Annotated in this window: 18 protein-coding genes; 12 read left to right on the forward strand and 6 right to left on the reverse strand. The window is 45.4% G+C overall.

Annotated features, from left to right (window positions below):
- Positions 1–736 precede the first annotated feature (736 nt).
- Together RKD52_RS04520 and RKD52_RS04525 are read right to left on the reverse strand one after the other, a co-directional pair.
- Entirely contained in the window at positions 737–1,069 is a 333-nt protein-coding gene (locus RKD52_RS04520; protein WP_342825365.1) for a DUF948 domain-containing protein, read from the reverse strand.
- A gap of 56 nt (positions 1,070–1,125) precedes the next feature.
- Positions 1,126–1,497 (reverse strand): HIT family protein, encoded by a 372-nt coding sequence (locus tag RKD52_RS04525; RefSeq protein ID WP_454101139.1) that lies wholly within the window; start codon positions 1,495–1,497, stop codon positions 1,126–1,128.
- A 200-nt stretch (positions 1,498–1,697) separates the two neighbouring features.
- Between RKD52_RS04525 and RKD52_RS04530 the strand changes: the two genes are divergently transcribed.
- The 4 genes from RKD52_RS04530 to RKD52_RS04545 are packed head-to-tail and all read left to right on the forward strand — an operon-like array spanning position 1,698 to position 4,977.
- Positions 1,698–2,786: an NAD(P)H-dependent flavin oxidoreductase gene (locus tag RKD52_RS04530; protein ID WP_454098833.1), complete on the forward strand. Its 1,089-nt coding sequence runs from the start codon at positions 1,698–1,700 to the stop codon at positions 2,784–2,786.
- Entirely contained in the window at positions 2,773–4,041 is a 1,269-nt protein-coding gene (kynU, locus tag RKD52_RS04535) for a kynureninase (protein ID WP_454098834.1), read from the forward strand. The genes RKD52_RS04530 and kynU overlap by 14 nt, the downstream gene beginning before the upstream one ends.
- Positions 4,038–4,667: an arylformamidase gene (gene kynB, locus RKD52_RS04540; RefSeq protein WP_454098835.1), complete on the forward strand. Its 630-nt coding sequence runs from the start codon at positions 4,038–4,040 to the stop codon at positions 4,665–4,667. Before kynU ends, kynB begins: the two co-directional genes overlap by 4 nt.
- Positions 4,668–4,716: 49 nt before the next feature.
- Positions 4,717–4,977 (forward strand): hypothetical protein, encoded by a 261-nt coding sequence (locus RKD52_RS04545; protein ID WP_342825373.1) that lies wholly within the window; start codon positions 4,717–4,719, stop codon positions 4,975–4,977.
- Positions 4,978–5,177: 200 nt separating this feature from the next.
- On the opposite strand, the gene RKD52_RS04550 is transcribed toward RKD52_RS04545, so the two are convergent.
- Positions 5,178–6,005, reverse strand: coding sequence for a protein-glutamine gamma-glutamyltransferase (locus RKD52_RS04550; RefSeq protein ID WP_454098836.1), 828 nt, complete (start codon positions 6,003–6,005; stop codon positions 5,178–5,180).
- A 195-nt stretch (positions 6,006–6,200) separates the two neighbouring features.
- Between RKD52_RS04550 and RKD52_RS04555 the strand changes: the two genes are divergently transcribed.
- The gene (locus RKD52_RS04555) at positions 6,201–7,592 is read left to right on the forward strand and encodes an L-cystine transporter (RefSeq protein WP_454098837.1); all 1,392 of its coding nucleotides are present in this window, start codon (positions 6,201–6,203) and stop codon (positions 7,590–7,592) included.
- A 65-nt stretch (positions 7,593–7,657) separates the two neighbouring features.
- On the opposite strand, the gene RKD52_RS04560 is transcribed toward RKD52_RS04555, so the two are convergent.
- Positions 7,658–8,122: a hypothetical protein gene (locus tag RKD52_RS04560; protein ID WP_454098838.1), complete on the reverse strand. Its 465-nt coding sequence runs from the start codon at positions 8,120–8,122 to the stop codon at positions 7,658–7,660.
- Between the two features lie 13 nt (positions 8,123–8,135).
- Positions 8,136–8,915 (reverse strand): hypothetical protein, encoded by a 780-nt coding sequence (locus RKD52_RS04565; RefSeq protein WP_029283936.1) that lies wholly within the window; start codon positions 8,913–8,915, stop codon positions 8,136–8,138.
- A 150-nt stretch (positions 8,916–9,065) separates the two neighbouring features.
- On the opposite strand from RKD52_RS04565, the gene RKD52_RS04570 reads away from it, so the two are divergent.
- The 7 genes from RKD52_RS04570 to RKD52_RS04600 all read left to right on the forward strand — a co-directional run bounded on the left by RKD52_RS04570 (position 9,066) and on the right by RKD52_RS04600 (position 16,301).
- The gene (locus tag RKD52_RS04570; RefSeq protein WP_454098839.1) at positions 9,066–10,826 is read left to right on the forward strand and encodes an ABC transporter ATP-binding protein; all 1,761 of its coding nucleotides are present in this window, start codon (positions 9,066–9,068) and stop codon (positions 10,824–10,826) included.
- A 146-nt stretch (positions 10,827–10,972) separates the two neighbouring features.
- A complete protein-coding gene (locus RKD52_RS04575) occupies positions 10,973–11,725 on the forward strand; it encodes a DeoR/GlpR family DNA-binding transcription regulator (RefSeq protein ID WP_369734146.1) in 753 nt (250 codons plus the stop codon).
- Positions 11,722–12,633, forward strand: coding sequence for a 1-phosphofructokinase (pfkB, locus tag RKD52_RS04580; protein ID WP_454098840.1), 912 nt, complete (start codon positions 11,722–11,724; stop codon positions 12,631–12,633). Before RKD52_RS04575 ends, pfkB begins: the two co-directional genes overlap by 4 nt.
- 21 nt (positions 12,634–12,654) lie before the next feature.
- On the forward strand, positions 12,655–14,523 hold the full coding sequence (locus RKD52_RS04585; protein WP_454098841.1) for a PTS fructose transporter subunit IIABC: 1,869 nt from the start codon (positions 12,655–12,657) through the stop codon (positions 14,521–14,523).
- A 100-nt stretch (positions 14,524–14,623) separates the two neighbouring features.
- Positions 14,624–14,926: a hypothetical protein gene (locus RKD52_RS04590; protein ID WP_454098842.1), complete on the forward strand. Its 303-nt coding sequence runs from the start codon at positions 14,624–14,626 to the stop codon at positions 14,924–14,926.
- Positions 14,927–15,212: 286 nt separating this feature from the next.
- Complete coding sequence (locus RKD52_RS04595; RefSeq protein WP_454101140.1) at positions 15,213–15,650, forward strand: DUF6376 family protein; 438 nt, start codon at positions 15,213–15,215, stop codon at positions 15,648–15,650.
- 36 nt (positions 15,651–15,686) lie between these two features.
- Positions 15,687–16,301, forward strand: coding sequence for a protein kinase family protein (locus RKD52_RS04600; RefSeq protein WP_454098843.1), 615 nt, complete (start codon positions 15,687–15,689; stop codon positions 16,299–16,301).
- Positions 16,302–16,342: 41 nt separating this feature from the next.
- On the opposite strand, the gene RKD52_RS04605 is transcribed toward RKD52_RS04600, so the two are convergent.
- Entirely contained in the window at positions 16,343–17,185 is an 843-nt protein-coding gene (locus RKD52_RS04605; RefSeq protein ID WP_454098844.1) for a TetR/AcrR family transcriptional regulator, read from the reverse strand.
- Between the last annotated feature and the right edge of the window lie 192 nt (positions 17,186–17,377).

Below are 17,377 nucleotides of genomic sequence, written 5' to 3' on the forward strand. Positions count from 1 at the left end.
GGAAGGAGCCTGAGCTTGATGGCACAAAAAGCGAAGCGTGATAAGAACCATCAACAGAAAAGATCTTGTGCTTGATGGAACCGAACAGCCTGATAAGAACCATCAACAGGAAAGACCTCGTGCTTGATGGAACCCAACAGCCTGATAAGAACCACCAACAGAAAAAATCACAAGCATGATGGTCCTGATAGGCGTGATAAGAACCACCAACAGAAAAAATCACAAGCATGATGGTCCTGATAGGCGTGATAAGAACCACCAACAGAAAAAATCACAAGCTTGATGGTCCTGATAGGCGTGATAAGAACCATCAACAGAAAAAATCACAAGCATGATGGTCCTGATAGGCGTGATAAGAACCATCAACAGAAAAGATCTCGTGCTTGCTGGCACTAATAAGTGTGATAAGGACCACCAACAGAAAAGATCTTGTGCTTGATGGAACCCAACAGCCTGATAAGGACCATCAACAGAAAAGATCTTGTGCTTGATGGAACCGAACAGCCTGATAAGAACCATCAACAGAAAAGATCTTGTGCCTGATGGAACCGAACAGACTGATAAGAACCATCAACAGAAAAAATCTCGTGCTTGATGGAACCCAACAGCATGATAAGAACCACCAAAAGAAAAAATCTTCTATTTGATAGAACTAATCTGAGTAAATGTTTTAATCACATCCCCAGCAGCTCCTCCTCCACACAAAAAAACAGACCACCAAAGTGATCTGCTCCTCTCAGCCCCGAACCCTGTGTGCGGCGCGTTCTTCTTTTTTAGAAGGAATAAATTCTTTAAAGCTCTTTAGAGTTTCCGGTGTTTCTTTCGCAATTTCGATTGTTTCCTGAACGGTTTTCTTCTTATACTCTACGTCAGACATAATTTTTTCCTGAGTGGCGGAGAGTCTGGTTGTTTCATTTTGAATGCTTTCGGTTTGTTTTTGAAGGCGGTTTGCCGTTTCCTGGAGATCCTGAATGACAGGCTGGGATTTTTTGAAGGTGCGGATGGATGAGACACCTAGATAGATAAGGGCCAGGACAACAAGCGCAATGCTTATGTATACAATGATCATCGGTAACACTCCTTTGTCAGCGGTCTTTCTCTTTTTTTACCCAAGTTTGACCGATTTTAATCTTCGTCCGAGAGGGAAGGCCGCAGATTCTCCCTGCCCTTCAGCCAGTACCTGATGCCTTTTCCGGCATACGGTTCGTCTTTGAAGCGGGGGATGATATGAAGGTGGGTGTGAAATATATGCTGCCCTCCGGCCTCATTTGTATTCCAGCCGATCGTATAGCCATCAGGCTCGTGCTCTTGATCGAGCAGCTCTTTCACTTCCTGAAGCAGACTGTATGTTGCATTCCATTCATCCTGCGTTAAATCAAACATAGTAGGGCGGTGCTCTCTAGGGACGATCAGGCCTGATCCAATAAGGATGTTTTGGGGCATCTGAAGAAAGAGACAATGGTCGTTGGACAGGACAATTTTCTGATCTTCTATCATTTGGGGGTTGCAAAGGGGACACAGCTCATCCAACTTCAAACAGCTCCTATCTTTGAGTGTCTATTTTTTACCATTTTAGCACAACCGGGTAAAAGGAGAACGGATTTTGCTCCGGATCATTCCTCCTGGATCCGGCAGGGAACGGCTGCATGCATGTAGAAGAAGGTAGGCAGTTCAGTTCTGGATGAGGAGGAATATGTATGGGATGGAATGAAACAGCTGTAAGCCGCAAGCTTTGCATCACTTATCCGGTTATTCAGGCACCGATGGCGGGAGGAATTACTTCACCTGAACTGGCGGCTGCGGTCAGCGGCTTCGGAGCGATGGGATCTGTCGGAGCAGGTTATTTAACTGCGGAACAGCTTAAGGAGCAGGTTGTAAAAATAAAAGGCTTGACGAGGAAACCGTTCAGCGTCAATCTTTTTGTGCCTGAAAAAGAGGTCTATGCCAGTGAGGCAGAGGTAAAAAGGATGACGGACCGATTTAAGCAATGGGGACTCCCCGTGGAAGACCTTTCTTATTCAGATGAAGAAAACCGCCATAATTATGAACAGCAGCTTGAAGTCATTCTTCAGCAGGAGGTGCCTGTCTGTTCATTTACATTCGGGCTGCCTTCAAAAGAAGCTGCAGCAGAACTGAAAAAAGCAGGCAGGACTGTAATTGGCACGGCGACATCCGTTGACGAGGCGCTTATGTTTGAAGAACTTGGAGCAGATCTGATTGTCATGCAGGGCAGTGAAGCAGGAGGACACCGCGGAACCTTCCATCACTCTCGGGATGCAGGGGTCGGAACCATGGCGCTTATTCCGCAGGCTGCAGATGCGCTTAGGGTGCCGGTGATTGCTGCCGGCGGCATAGCGGATGGAAGAGGAATTGCAGCGGCATTTATGCTCGGTGCAGAGGGAGTGCAGATGGGGAGCGCGTTTATTCCATGTACTGAAAGCGGTGCAGCGGAAGCATATAAAGACAAAATAGTCTCAAGCACAGAAGCTCAGACGGTACTGACGAAAGCATTCTCAGGAAAATATGCGCGGGGAATTTCAAATGACTTTATCCGAAAAATGGAGCCTTATGAATCAGATGTCCTCCCTTATCCTCTGCAAAACAATCTGACCAAGCGTCTGAGAAGCGAGGCTTCTGAGACAGGCAATACTGAAAATATGTCAGTCTGGGCCGGTCAGGGGCTAAGGTTGATTCATGAAAAAGTGCCGGCAGACGTCCTTTTAAATCAGTTAATCAGTCAAACTGAAATCCGGATGAAGGAGGCTTCCCGCTATGGATCCAGATAAAGCGGCAGCACTTGATAAGCAGGATGATCTGGCCTGCTACAGACAGGAATTTTACTTGAAAGAAGGCATCATCTATATGGATGGCAATTCGCTCGGACTGCCATCAAAGCGGACTGAAGCTGCATTGCTCCAAATGCTTGAGGCCTGGAAGGAGCACGGAATAGACGGCTGGACGAAAGGCGATAAACCTTGGTACTACCTGTCTGAAACACTTGGCGGGCAATCGGCTTTTTTAGTGGGGGCAAAGCCGCATGAAGTCATTGTGACAGGTTCTACTACGGTAAACCTTCATCAGCTTGCAGCCAGTTTTTTCAAGCCAGAAGGAAAAAGGACGAAAATTCTTGCGGATGAACTGAATTTTCCTTCTGACATTTACGCTCTTCAAAGTCAGCTGTCTTTAAAAGGATTAAATCCTGATACACACTTAGTCAAGGTGAAAAGCAAAGACGGTCAGACGCTTGATGAAGACGAGATTATTGCCTGCATGACAGAAGATGTGGCGATGGCTGTTCTGCCGACTGTTCTGTACAGAAGCGGCCAGCTGCTTGATATTGAAAGGCTTACGAAGGCTGCTCACGAGCGGGGGATTATCATCGGCTTTGACGGCTGCCATTCAGTAGGGGCCATTCCTCATGAGATGCACAAATGGGGGACTGATTTTGCTTACTGGTGCAACTATAAATATGTCAATGGAGGACCGGGTGCCGCAGCAGGACTGTTTGTCCATGAAAAGCATCTTGGCAGAAAGAGACCCGGGCTGAGTGGCTGGTTTGGCTCAAATAAAGAGCAGCAGTTTGATATGGAGCATACTTTTACTCCTGCAGACTCTGCAGGGGCCTATCAAATTGGAACTCCGCATATCTTCAGTTCAGCGCCCTTATCTGCATCTCTAGAGATGTTCAGGGAAGCAACGATGGCTGCCATCCGCAGGAAATCTCTGAGTATGACCAGAGTGATGATGGATTTAATCGAAGAAGAGCTATCAGGTTTTTCATTTGAGATTGTAAACCCGAAGGAAGATGCACGGCGCGGAGGTCATGTTGCTCTCATGCATCCTGAGGCTGCAAGAATCTGCAAAGCGCTGAAACAGGATGGAGTGATTCCTGACTACAGGTCTCCGAATATTATCAGACTGGCCCCTGCACCTTTTTACACTTCTTATGGAGATATTTGGAAGACCGTGCAGTTTCTAAAAACGATAATGAGGGAAAAACGATATGAGCAGTTTGAAAATATTCGGGAGGTGATTGCATGAAAATCATTGATATTTCAAGACCGCTGCAAAACAGCACGCCTGTCTGGCCGGGGGATACTCCGTTTGATTTTGAACTGATGTGGACGAAAGAAGCGAGCGGGTCCGTTAATGTCGGGAAGGTGGAGATGAGCACCCATACGGGAACTCATGTAGATGCCCCCTATCATTTTGACTCGGAAGGGAAGCGGATTCATGAACTTGATCTCTCCATTTACTGCGGCACGGCAAAAGTCATTCACATTCGCGGCCAGGAGGTCATTACTGCTCACATTCTGAAGAAAATGGATCTTGCGGGAACAGAACGTCTGCTGATCCGGACTGATTCCTGGGAGGATTCAAACCGGTTTCCCGAAGAGTTCACTTATTTTCACCCTGATGCTGCAGAGTACCTTGGAATCCTTGGCATTAAGCTGATTGGAGTCGATGTCCCTTCGGTCGATTTTATGAAAAGCAAAGAATTGCCTGCCCATCACTCGTTTTTTCAGCAGTCCATCTTTATTTTAGAGGGGCTGGATCTGACTTCGGCTGAAGAAGGGACCTATGAGCTGATAGCTCTGCCGCTAAAACTTACGGACGGTGACGGAAGTCCTGTCAGAGCGATTTTAAGAGGCGGATCAGCCGATTAAAGCTTTCTTTTTCAAAGGAGAACATGTATTCTTAAAACAGGTGATGAAAATGAAGATTATTCATTATTCGTACAAGAAAAGGGGAAGAATCGAATTCTGGTTTGATCAATGGCCGAATTCCCCCGTTTTGTTCACCCCCATTAAAGATTACTACTTTATTAGAGTTGTTAAGTGGAATCAGCTCGATCCGCTCGTGACAAGAAATGACCTTGGCGAAATGGAGCTGATGGTAAATAAATATCTTGGGCGTGAACAGTACTACTTGCAGCGCAAATATTTTCATAATGATCAGCTGAAGCTGCCGAAATAAGGGCGGCTTTTTTTGTTGTCTAGGAAATTATTAAGTTAAAAGGCTGTGGATAACATAACAAAGTTATCCTCGGCTAGCGGAAGCGCCTAGATCCTCTGTCAGAACAAATCCGTCAAAAAAGTCAAACCCGGACTTTTCCGCCGGATTCTTATCTGCCTATCGGAGCGGGCCTTGGCGCTTCCGCTTTTGTTCTGGGAAAATCAGGATTTTAAATAAAATACGTCCCCCAGTCTCGTTGCCGTAATGGTTCCATCTGCAATCGGATAGGCGCCTGTTTCCTCTCTGTCACTCCGTTTATACGGATACAAGTATCTGTAATCAAGCCGTGTAACCTGAGAAAGAAGGTAGGCTGATCTCACAGCACCTTGCTTTCTGTATTTGTTCAGGGAGGTTATGATGCCCTCAGAATCTTTAATGCCGATTCCGTGTCCGTAGTATAGGTCATAGCCAAGATCGATTGTATTTTCACCGCGCCACTGCGGCTTTTCAGGATCAAAATCAGGATTTTTAAAGTACAGGCAGTCACCTGGAAGAAAATCATTTCCTCTTCTCGTAAAAACCCCTAGATCGTCATCATAGTGCCAGTCATATAGAATCATCCCGTCAAACAGGCGGTTGAAATAGGACTCTTCAATCATTTCCAGCACGGCTCTGTAAAAAACGGCTACCATTGCAGTCGCACATTCAAATGCATATAGGGCGCCATTGTTGTAAACGTCCATCAAGGCGACTGAAGGAGGAACGCCGGGCTTAATGACTATGGCTCCCTGGCTCGTCAGGTCCCAAAAAACCGGATTGCATTTGGAATACTCAAACGTCGTGAACTTGACCCCGCTCTGATAAAGGGCGGAGGATGCTTTTACAATTTCGGTCCGCAGATCCATTTCGAATTTGAACTGGCTGAAATGCTCATATGAATAAACCTCTTCATACTTTACCATCAGATCAAGAATCTCTTTCTGCTCGGCGGTTAATACACTCGTATTTAAGATATTTTCATTTTGATAGGCATTTTTAATTTTTATCACGTCAGACACGCTCCTCCTTTTAAAGCTGCTCTCATAAATTATGAGATTGCGGGCGCAAGCGGAACCATTAAGGCATAATTCATTAAAAGCGGACATAAAGTTTGAGTGTTGGCCGGCGGTAATTCCTACTTGACTGATTGGTTTAATTGATTTATATTTTTCTAATACTACAGGAAAATGTTAGGGGGAAATGCTATGTCAGCATTTTTGTTAATTGTGAATATTGCTGTTCTTCTTGGACTCATATTCTTGCTTTTTTATATGCAAAAGAAACACGTTTCGTTTTCTAAAAGGGTGTTTGCAGCCCTTGGTCTCGGGATTGTCCTGGGCTTTGCCCTTCAATTTATTTACGGGCCGGAAAACGAGGTTCTTCTTGAATCAATCGGCTGGTACAGCATCGTGGGGAGCGGTTATGTCAAGCTGCTTCAAATGATCGTCATGCCTCTTGTATTCATATCAATCCTCAGTGCGTTTACGAAACTGAAGCTTTCAGGAAATATCGGAAAAATCAGCATCCTGATTTTGGGGATTCTGGTTGGAACAACAGCCATTTCCGCCGCAATCGGCATTGGAACGTCGCTTGGATTTAATTTAGAAGCGGTTCAAATTGAGCAGGGAGAGGCTGAAACAGCCAGAGGAGAAGCTCTTGACGCTACATATACGGAAATTCAGGATCAGACCTTCCCGCAGAAGGTTCTTGAACTTCTTCCGGGCAATCCGTTCCTTGACCTCACAGGTGCCCGTCCGACTTCAACCATTGCAGTTGTGATCTTTGCAGCTATTCTTGGCCTTGCGTTTCTTGGGGTTAAGCGAAAAGAGCCCCAGCATGCGGAGCTGTTTGCTAAAATAGTTGATGCTTTTTATGCCGTGATTATGCGCGTCGTTACGTTGATTCTGCGTCTGACTCCGTATGGTGTGCTTGCAATTATGACGAAAACAGTTGCTTCAAGCGACCTTGATTCCATCTTGAAGCTTGGAAAATTTGTTATCGCTTCATATGTCGCACTTCTCGTTATGTTTATTATTCACTTGCTGCTGCTTACACTTGCAGGGTTAAACCCGGTTACGTATGTAAGAAAAGTATTTCCTGTCCTTACCTTTGCATTTACTTCACGTACAAGTGCAGGCACGCTGCCGCTTAATATCAGCACACAGACGAAAAAGCTTGGTGTGCCTGAAGGAATTGCAAACTTTGCAGGTTCATTTGGTCTTACAATCGGGCAAAATGGATGTGCCGGCATTTATCCGGCCATGCTGGCGGTTATGATTGCGCCGACAGTCGGGATTGATCCGCTCAGCCCGTCATTTATTTTCACCCTTATTGCAGTTGTTGCCATCAGTTCATTCGGTGTTGCAGGCGTTGGGGGAGGGGCTACATTTGCGGCCATTCTCGTTCTTTCAACCATGAACATGCCGATTGCTCTGGCAGGTCTTTTAATTTCAGTTGAACCTTTAATTGACATGGGCCGTACGGCGCTGAATGTCAGCGGAAGCATGACAGCCGGAGTGCTTACCGGAAAGGCGACAAATGAACTTGATACGGATGTGTATAACGGCGATTCTTCTCAAGTTGAACTTGAAGCCTGATGCAGCAGCCGTTTTAACAAATTAGAACATACAGAAAGGCAGCCGGATTCATGCGGCTGCCTGTTTTATTTTATATAGCCAATTCCCAGTGCATAGTGTTCCTTCAATATTTTTTCCACGCGTGAAAACACTTCCTCACGGCATTCAATAACAAGGACGACTTCGGTTTTTTTGGCGCTTCCGCCAATTTTAAGTTTTCTTTTTTTTATGACCGTATAGTAGAACAAATTGATGGAAAAGCCTAAAAGCAGACCGCTGCCTGCCCCGATCAGACCCCAGTAAACAGGTCCCCATGCCAGCTTAAACCCGATGCTGACGCCAATGACGGCAAATGCAGTAGCAAGGGCTGCACCTGTATCAAAAAGACTGATGCCATCTGAATGATGGATAGAATCCATCAATTTGACGGAATCGTCATTCGCTTTTAAAGGCACAGCAAGAATTCTTTCTTTATGTATACCTTCTTGCTCGATTTTGGAAATCGCAAGCTCCAGATATGTGCAGTGATCAAACGCAGCAAATACTTGCAATGGAAATCACCCCTCAAACTCTGTCAGGAAAGCTGACCCGGTATTTCTGGTAATTAGTCATCAAAAAATTTCTTTGTTCATCTATAAACAGCTTGTTGTTCTCGACTGTATTGATGTATGAGTCATAAACAGCGAATCCGTATACTGAAGGTACAAACATCAGCCATGATGGGTTCAGAATGTTCGTTGCCTGCTCAATCTCTCCCAAAAACAGAAAATGAACAGCGAGAAGACACTTGGAATAATAAACGAAAACAACCGTCCAGATCAGGGCGAAAAATCCGGTAATAAGGCGGTGAATATACAGCTGACCGGTTCCAGGCATCAGAAAGGACCAGACGACAGCCATCCGGGGATTGCGCTTGTCTAAATAGTTGATTTCCATGGCTCCGATTGTAAAGGTGTTAAAGGGTGCGTTTTCACGTTCGGCAAGCAGATAGACCCGGTTGGAATCGACCGTTGTGCGGTAGCTGTCCCAGATGGCGAATATGTAGACGGGAATATATAAGAGGGTCCACCGGTAATCAAGGGCTTCGCGCGCTTTATCAATTTCTCCGCAGAACGAATAAACCATTGCGATGTTCAAATGAGATTGCATATTAATAAAGACTTCCCATACGAAAAGGAGCAGTCCCCTGAAATATTTGGACAGAAGGAGATGGCCGAATCCGGGAAATGCCGCGGACCACCATGCAATAATGTATGGGTTTCTTAAGTGGAATTGAGTTGTCCCAAACATGCTCAAATGAGCTTTATACCGCCTGTGCTGATTGGATCCAGTGAAATTTTCCATCTTTTACGCTGCTTTCTTGGTTAGTTATTCTTGAGTACTATCATTTCCTTATTTATGGAATACATGCAGGTAGGCAGAGGGCTTGTATTTATTCTTTTCTGGAGATATCTGTATAATAGATGATGAGTATGCATGATGGGGGAAAAAACAATGAAAGAACAAGGATACGGAGACAGACTGCGGCTTTTTTATGAACTGATACGCGACACTAAACCGTCTAAAGCGAGATTGGCTGCTGCAGGCATTCTAAGCGTCATTTCCACGCTTGCAGGTCTTGTTATTCCGCTTTTCACAAAAAATCTTATTGACGATTTTAGTTTTGAGAGCATTGGAGCCTTCCATATAGTGCTCTTATTATCAGCCTTTGTCGCACAGGCGGTTACGAGCGGAATTTCCATTTATCTTTTGAATTATGTCGGGCAGCATGTGGTTGCCAAGCTTAGAGAACGTTTATGGAAGAAGCATATTCATCTTCCGGTTTCATTTTACGATCATCACAAGACAGGTGAAATGATCAGCCGGATGACAAATGATACAGCCATTTTAAAAGGGCTGATCACTGATCACATCACCAATTTTTTTACAGGCATCATCGCCATAATCGGCTCGTTCGGAATTCTGCTTTACCTAGACTGGCAGATGACGCTGATTATGCTTGCCCTGATTCCTCTTTCAATCATGATTCTGCTTCCTCTTGGAAGAAGAATGTACAAGGTTTCAAAAGGACTTCAGGATGAAACAGCACGGTTTACTTCTTTATTGAGTGAAGTGCTGTCCCATGTACGCCTCGTGAAATCATCGAACGCTGAAAAAAAAGAATATGAATCAGGTAAAGAGGGGGCTTTCCGCTTGTTTTCCTTTGGCCTTTCGGAAGCAAAGATTCATGCACTGATCGGACCGCTGATCTCTTTTGTCATTATGTCGCTATTAGTCATCATCCTTGGATACGGCGGACTAAGAGTGCAGTCCGGCGCCATCTCATCTGGCGATCTCGTCGCATTTATTCTCTACTTGTTTCAGATCGTCATCCCGATGACCCAGTTTACGGCGTTTTTTACTCAGCTTCAAAAAGCAATGGGAGCCTCAGAGCGCATAATTGAGATCCTTGGGGAAGAAGAAGAAAGCTTATCTGCCGGAAAAGAAGTAAAGAGCATTGCAAAACCGATCATCTTTCATGAGGTTGATTTTGCCTATAAAAATGACCCGATACTAACCAAAGTGGCGATGGAAATTGAACCGGGTAAAACGACTGCCATTGTAGGTCCGAGCGGAAGCGGCAAAACAACGTTATTTTCATTGATGGAACGCTACTACAAGCCAACCGGCGGAGCAATCTTGCTTGGTGAAGATGGAATTGAAGAGTTTTCCCTTCAGTCATGGAGAGAGCAAATCGGGTATGTTCCGCAGGAGAGTCCCATCACATCTGGGACTGTCAAAGAAAATATTTGCTACGGATTAACCCGGGAGCCGAAAGACGATGAGATTGTCCGGGCTGCTGAAATGGCGTATGCCCACCAATTTATTGAAGAATTTCCAGAGGGGTATCATACACAGGTCGGAGAAAGAGGCGTCAAGCTCTCCGGAGGACAGCGGCAGCGGATCGGAATTGCAAGAGCGCTGCTGCGCGATCCGAAGCTGCTGCTCCTTGACGAAGCAACATCAAGCCTTGACAGCCACTCAGAAATTGTCGTTCAAAAAGCACTCGGCAATTTGATGAAGGGCAGAACAACGCTCGTTATTGCCCACAGACTGTCAACGGTCATCGATGCTGATAAAATCATCTTTTTGGACAAAGGAAAAGTCACGGGTTATGGAACACATGAACAATTGCTCGAATCGCATGCGATGTACAGAGAGTTTGCTGTGCAGCAGCTGAAGCTTCAAAATATAGGATTAAACGGAACTGTCTGAGAGATCGGACAGTTTTTTTTGATTGATTTTGACTGCGTTTATGAGTTGTATGAACATTTTTGATTGTTTTTGGATGTTTTTGATTGATTTTTGAAAGGGCTTACGTTACTATTAGGTCATAAAGTTGAAACAGACGGAGGGGCGCTATGATTACACAAGAACGGCACCGCTTGATCCTGTCGGTTTTGCAGGAAAAGCAAGTAGCGACTATACAGGAGCTGGTAGATGCAACGGATTCATCAGAATCAACCATCAGAAGAGATTTAAGCCAGCTGCAGAAGGAAAAAAAGCTTAAGCGTGTCCATGGGGGGGCATCTCTCCTCCATCAAAAGGGCGAAGAACTCAGTGTAAGCGAAAAGGCCCTGAGACATTCGGAAGAAAAAGAGCGGATTGCCAAAGCAGCCGCGGCGATTGTGAAGAACGGCGACAGTATTTATATAGACGCGGGAACGACGACGATGCAGATGATCCCCTACCTGAAGGGTAAAGAGATAACGGTTGTGACAAATGGCGTTACCCATCTCGAACCGCTGCTTGAACAGGGCATTCCGACTTTCTTGACAGGAGGAATGGTTAAGCCTAAGACAAGGGCATTGATTGGCAGTGAAGCTCAGAAAGGGTTAAGTTCGTACCGTTTTGATAAATGTTTCATGGGCGTGAACGGCATTCACGCCGAAGCGGGGTTTACGACTCCAGACCCGGAAGAAGCGGCAATGAAGAGGCTTGCTGTTTCTCTGTCTCAGGAGGCATATGTACTGGCAGATGAGTCGAAGTTCAATGAATGGTCTTTTGCAAAAATTGCAGACCTCAGTGAGGCTGTCATTCTCACTAATGAACTTGAAGAAGATGCCGCTTATGAATATATGGAAAAAACAGTGATAAAGGTTGTGGCACCATGATTTATACATGTACGCTGAATCCCTCCATCGATTACGTGATAGGGGTCGATGATTTTAAGGAAGGTCAAATTAACCGCACAAAAAACGAGAATATGTTTCCGGGCGGAAAAGGCATCAACGTGTCAAGAGTTTTAAAGCGCCTTGGGGCAGACAGCAAGGCTATCGGCTTTACCGCAGGATTTACCGGCAGCTTTATAGAGGATTTTCTGGCTGAAGAACAAATCACAAGCCATTTTATCCCTGCAGATGGTTATTCACGGATAAATATTAAACTCAAATCCAGCACTGAAACGGAAATAAACGGGCAGGGTCCGGAAATCCGGGAAACCCAGAAGCAGCAGCTGCTGAAGAAAATATCTGCCTTGCAGGAGGGTGACATTCTAGTCCTTGCAGGCAGCATACCAAAAAGTCTCGGAGAAGATTTTTACAGAGAGGCAGCCCAAATTGCCCGGGATGCAGGTGTGAAAACGGTGATCGATGCCTTCGGCAATGCATTAAAGAACACGTTCAGCATGAAACCGTTTCTGATTAAGCCGAATCATCATGAGCTTGGAGAATTGTTCGGCACAGACATACGCAGTGCAGATGAGGCTGTAGTGTACGGACGAAAGCTTCTTGATGAGGGTGTCCAGAATGTCATTGTATCCATGGCGGGAGACGGTGCTGTATTTATCAATCAGGAATCGGCGTTTATTGCAAATGTTCCAGCTGGAGAGATCAGGAATTCAGTAGGAGCGGGAGACTCAGTTGTAGCCGGATTTCTCGCAGGATATACGATGCACGGCGATGTGAAAAAATCATTCCGTCAGGGGGTTGCAGCGGGCAGCGCAACTGCCTTTTCAGAGGATCTTGCACAAAAAGAACTCGTCCAGGAGCTCATTAAAGAGATAACAGTTGAAGAGATTTAAAGAGGGAAAGGGGAAGAAATAATGAAAATTACGGATTTATTGACGCGGGATACAATCATTCTGGATTTGCGCGCCAGCACTAAACCGGCAGTGATAGATGAATTAATTGAGATTCTTCACAAATCCGGAAAGCTTAAAGATAAAGAAGGGTATAAAAAAGCAATTCTGGCCAGAGAGGAACAAAGTACAACAGGAATCGGCGAAGGGATTGCCATTCCTCACGCCAAGACGAATGCAGTGGCAGAACCTGCTATTGCCTTTGGCCGGTCCAGGCAGGGAGCAGACTATGAATCTCTCGACGGTCAGCCTGCCCATTTGTTCTTTATGATTGCTGCTTCTGAGGGCGCAAATAACGAGCATTTGCAAACGCTTTCCAGACTGTCCGGCTTTCTGATGGATCCTGCTTTTAAAAAGAAGCTTGAGAATGCCGGAACAGCAGATGAGATTTTGAACGCAATAAACGAAAAAGAAAAGGAAATGGAAGAGGAGGAGGCTTCAGAACCGGCTGCTTCAGGTAAAATGATTCTTGCCGTCACTGCCTGTCCTACAGGAATTGCCCACACGTACATGGCAGCTGATGCCCTCAAAGCGAAAGCAAAAGAAATGAATGTCCCCATCAAAGTGGAGACAAACGGTTCAGGCGGCATTAAAAATGCGCTGACAGAGGAAGACATTGCAGAAGCTGCAGCCATTATTGTCGCTGCCGACAAGCAGGTGGAGATGGACCGGTTTGCAGGCAAGCATGTGATACAGGTTCCTGTCGCACAAGGTATCCGCAAGCCGCAGGAGCTCATTCAAAAAGCTCTTGACCAGGATGCTCCAATCTATAAAGCAAGCGGAGAACCCAAAAAATCTGCAGAAGGCAAGTCCGGAAGATCCGGTTTTTACAAGCATTTAATGAGCGGTGTGTCCAACATGCTGCCGTTTGTAGTCGGAGGCGGGATCTTAATTGCCCTGTCATTCGTCTTTGGAATCAACGCTGCCAATCCGGATGATCCTTCTTATCATCCGATTGCAGAAGCGCTCAGCACGATTGGCGGAGGCAACGCCTTTTATCTCATGATTCCTGTTCTTGCAGGATTCATCGCGATGAGTATTGCCGACAGGCCGGGATTTGCACCAGGTATGGTCGGCGGGCTGATGGCGGCAACTGGCGGAGCCGGGTTCCTTGGAGGCTTGATTGCCGGATTTCTTGCAGGTTATCTTGTTGTCGGACTTAAAAAGGCGTTCAGCGGTCTGCCGGGTTCACTTGAAGGAATTAAACCGGTGCTGCTGTATCCGCTGTTTGGCATCCTTTTGACCGGACTGATTATGATGTTTGTTGTCGTTGAGCCGGTCAAGGCCATTAATGACGGGCTGACTGTCTGGCTGAAAGGCATGGGAACAGGCAACCTCGTATTGCTTGGACTGATTCTTGGAGGCATGATGGCAGTAGATATGGGAGGCCCAATCAACAAAGCGGCCTTCACCTTTGGAATCGCCATGATCGATGCCGGCAACTTTGCTCCTCATGCCGCTATTATGGCAGGGGGAATGGTGCCTCCGCTTGGGCTTGCCCTTTCTACGACATTCTTTAAAAAGAAGTTTACAAAAGCTGAAAGAGAAGCAGGGAAAACAAATTATGTGATGGGAGCAACCTTTATTACAGAAGGAGCGATTCCGTTTGCAGCATCAGATCCTGCCAGAGTCATTCCGGCAGCTGTCATTGGTTCGGCTGCTGCAGGAGCACTGACAATGATCTTTGGCATCGGACTTCGTGCCCCGCACGGAGGAGCATTTGTTATTCCGATTGTTGACGGAAATCCATTGCTTTACATCGCGGCTATTTTAACAGGAGCCGTCATCACGGCGGTTATGGTGGGAATCCTCAAGAAGGACGCAAAAGAATAATCCTGAAACGGGCGCTGAATGAATGGGCGCCCGTTTTTTTACACGCCGGCCATTTTTCTGGTACAATGCATTCACCAACAATTCATGGAGGAATGCGATTATGTCTGACATTATCTATTACGATTTCTGGTATTTAAAATCAGAAGAAATCAATCTTGACGGCACTGACACTGGAGCCGTTGCTTATGAGGTTGGAATTAATGTGTTTGCTGATGAGGAATTTATGCATCTGCTTGATGATGTGCGGATATCAGGGCTCGGCAAAGAAGAAATGCTTGCTTTCAGTCTTCAGAATCCTGAGCAACTTTGTACAAAGCTTGAGGAAGAAGGACTTCACAGTGTAGCAAGTGACATCCGGTCTTCAGGTTTTTATTTTGTCATGGGTGAAAAAATGACGGTGTAACCCGGGGCGCTGTAATTGACCGTTGCACATCAACCGGGGTATAATAGAAATAACATCATATCTATTCCTTAAAGGGGAGTAGCTTTAACAGCAAAGTCGTCATTACGGGACCGTTTCCCCGGCTTTGCTGGCAGCAATCCGCTGTTAGCGAGACCTTTGCCGATTTATTGGTGAAGTCTCTTTCAAAAAAAGACGCTGCGGCCAATTCATTGGCCGCAGCGTCTTTTTGCATATTACAGAGGGAATAGCAGGTGGATAATGGAAGGGAGCGGTTTAATTGAAATGGATGATGAAACTAATTGCTGTTTTAACCATCGTGTTTCTTAGCGGATGTTCTTTTCTGCAGGAGGTTAATTCGACACTTGAATATGCCAATGATGCAAAAGATTATATGAACAAAGCAGCGGCATTTGCTGAGGAAGCGCCTGCTCTTGCGGAAAAAGCTGCCGGTAGCGGGCAGGCAAGAGCGGAATTAGAGCAAAGCCTGCTTACGATGAAAGAAGAAATTCAAGCCTTTAAAGAGATTGAGGCACCTGGTGCAGCTCAGGATGCCCATAGTCAGCTCATAACGTACAGTGAATCGCTCGAAAGCGGCATTGATTCGGCTCTTAAGCAGCTGGAGAATGGAGAATACACCCTACAGATGCTGGAAGACTCAGAGATGATGAAAAATATAAATGAAATGAAACAGATTCTGGATCAGATCGAGCAGCTTGGCTCGTAATAGTAAAAGACGTTTAAAACGAATGGAGGTTTTCCTATGACAGTCTGGAGCAAGCTCGCTGACAGCGTGAAAATAGGCGGCAGAGGAACGAAGGCAAGGCTTTTGGGCCACAATCCGTCCCTGACGTTCATTGGAGCAGGCAGGAGTGCATTCGTCTTTAAGCTCAGCGGCGAAGAAAAAGCGTTAAAAGTGTTCTTTCCTGATTTTACACATGTCGCAAAAGAGGAAGCTGACATTTACAGGACCCTTAAGGGGATTAAGTATTATCCTTCTTTGTATGAAGCAGGTGATAACTTTCTGGTCATCGATTACATTGAAGGCAGCACCCTGTTTGAATGTGTCAGCAGCGGAATTTCCATTACAGACGAACACATTGCGGAAGTGGACAGTGCGCTGTTATCCGCTAAAATGAGAGGATTGAACCCTTCGGATATTCACCTTCGCAACATCTTTATTACATCGGAAGGGCGAATCATGATGATTGATGTAGCAAGGTTTCGGCAGACGAAACATTGTACACAGTGGAACGATCTGAAAACAGCTTTTCATAAATATTACAGGAAAGCCTATTTTCCTAAAAGAATCCCCGCGGCATTGATGAACGTTATCGCTGCCCTCTATAAAAAGAAACTGATTCCGTTAGCCTCATAGAAAAAGAGAGATCTCCCGAACGAAAGGGACCTCTCTTTTTTCTATTCTAATTTGAAATAATGAGCAATGCTGTCCTTTAAATCAGATAAAGCCGAATCCCGGCTGAAGTTGGCAAGCATTCCCTGAATGACTGCTGTTCTTGGCTGCGGTTCCTGCAGTTCAGACTCGAGAACCTCGAGTGTCACAAGCAGGTCTCCCGACACTTTTTCTTTATGGCGGGAAATAGCTTCAAGAAGATCATCAAGGCTGATGCCGGAACATGGTGAAAACTTGGTCAGCACTTCGCCTGTTAGGATCGGCTTTTCATTTGAGCGGATCAGGCCTGACACTACATCATCGATCCGGTTCACGATAAAGACAGAAAGTGCGTCAAAATCAAGCTCTGTCTGATCAAGAATGATGTACTTCAAATATGAATGAATCATTCCCTGAAGAATGGCCGTAAGATCCCAGATAAAAGAATGAATCTCTTCTCCGTAAATAGAGGAGAGAGAATTTTTGACAAGAAGGCTCGCTTCGGCATTCATTTTTTGGAGAAAGGCTGCAACGGCAGGGTTGTTCGGCACGGCATTTTCACGCATCTGCATGATGATGAAATCTTTATGTTTATTAATTTCACTGAACTGGCAGGATAGCTGCCTGATTAGAAGTTCACGGGGCTCGAGTTCCTCTTCCCGGACAGACTGCATCTTCGTATGGATAAGTTCGAAATGATATTTGAATGTCTCAAGCAAAAGAGCATCCTTTGATTTGAAATAAAGGTAAAAAGCACCTTTAGAAATCCCGCATTCATTGACGATATCCTGAATGGACGTTGAAGTGACCCCTTTTTTTGCAAAAAGGCTCATCGCCGCTTCAATGATCCGTTTTTCTTTTTCCTTCATTCGCTGATTCTCCTTACACGTGCATTTGCCGCCTCGTTTTGCACTCATCATAATGTTCCTGATGGACAGCAGATTTATGACTGAATGTTCACATTTACATAAAATTCATACTGGAACAAGCTAATTATATTTGACTGTAAACGACTGGTCATTTATATTATTAATTATTATGACCAGTCAGTCAATGAAAAT

The sequence above is a fragment of the Metabacillus sp. SLBN-84 genome, from assembly GCF_053629595.1.

Coding starts and splice junctions, on each gene's coding strand:
- RKD52_RS04520 (WP_342825365.1), bottom strand. CDS start 1,069: ATGATCATTGTATACATAAGCATTGCGCTTGTTGTCCTGGCCCTTATC.
- RKD52_RS04525 (WP_454101139.1), bottom strand. CDS start 1,497: ATGATAGAAGATCAGAAAATTGTCCTGTCCAACGACCATTGTCTCTTT.
- RKD52_RS04530 (WP_454098833.1), top strand. CDS start 1,698: ATGGGATGGAATGAAACAGCTGTAAGCCGCAAGCTTTGCATCACTTAT.
- kynU (WP_454098834.1), top strand. CDS start 2,773: ATGGATCCAGATAAAGCGGCAGCACTTGATAAGCAGGATGATCTGGCC.
- kynB (WP_454098835.1), top strand. CDS start 4,038: ATGAAAATCATTGATATTTCAAGACCGCTGCAAAACAGCACGCCTGTC.
- RKD52_RS04545 (WP_342825373.1), top strand. CDS start 4,717: ATGAAGATTATTCATTATTCGTACAAGAAAAGGGGAAGAATCGAATTC.
- RKD52_RS04555 (WP_454098837.1), top strand. CDS start 6,201: ATGTCAGCATTTTTGTTAATTGTGAATATTGCTGTTCTTCTTGGACTC.
- RKD52_RS04565 (WP_029283936.1), bottom strand. CDS start 8,915: ATGGAAAATTTCACTGGATCCAATCAGCACAGGCGGTATAAAGCTCAT.
- RKD52_RS04570 (WP_454098839.1), top strand. CDS start 9,066: ATGAAAGAACAAGGATACGGAGACAGACTGCGGCTTTTTTATGAACTG.
- RKD52_RS04575 (WP_369734146.1), top strand. CDS start 10,973: ATGATTACACAAGAACGGCACCGCTTGATCCTGTCGGTTTTGCAGGAA.
- pfkB (WP_454098840.1), top strand. CDS start 11,722: ATGATTTATACATGTACGCTGAATCCCTCCATCGATTACGTGATAGGG.
- RKD52_RS04585 (WP_454098841.1), top strand. CDS start 12,655: ATGAAAATTACGGATTTATTGACGCGGGATACAATCATTCTGGATTTG.
- RKD52_RS04590 (WP_454098842.1), top strand. CDS start 14,624: ATGTCTGACATTATCTATTACGATTTCTGGTATTTAAAATCAGAAGAA.
- RKD52_RS04595 (WP_454101140.1), top strand. CDS start 15,213: ATGATGAAACTAATTGCTGTTTTAACCATCGTGTTTCTTAGCGGATGT.
- RKD52_RS04600 (WP_454098843.1), top strand. CDS start 15,687: ATGACAGTCTGGAGCAAGCTCGCTGACAGCGTGAAAATAGGCGGCAGA.
- RKD52_RS04605 (WP_454098844.1), bottom strand. CDS start 17,185: ATGAAGGAAAAAGAAAAACGGATCATTGAAGCGGCGATGAGCCTTTTT.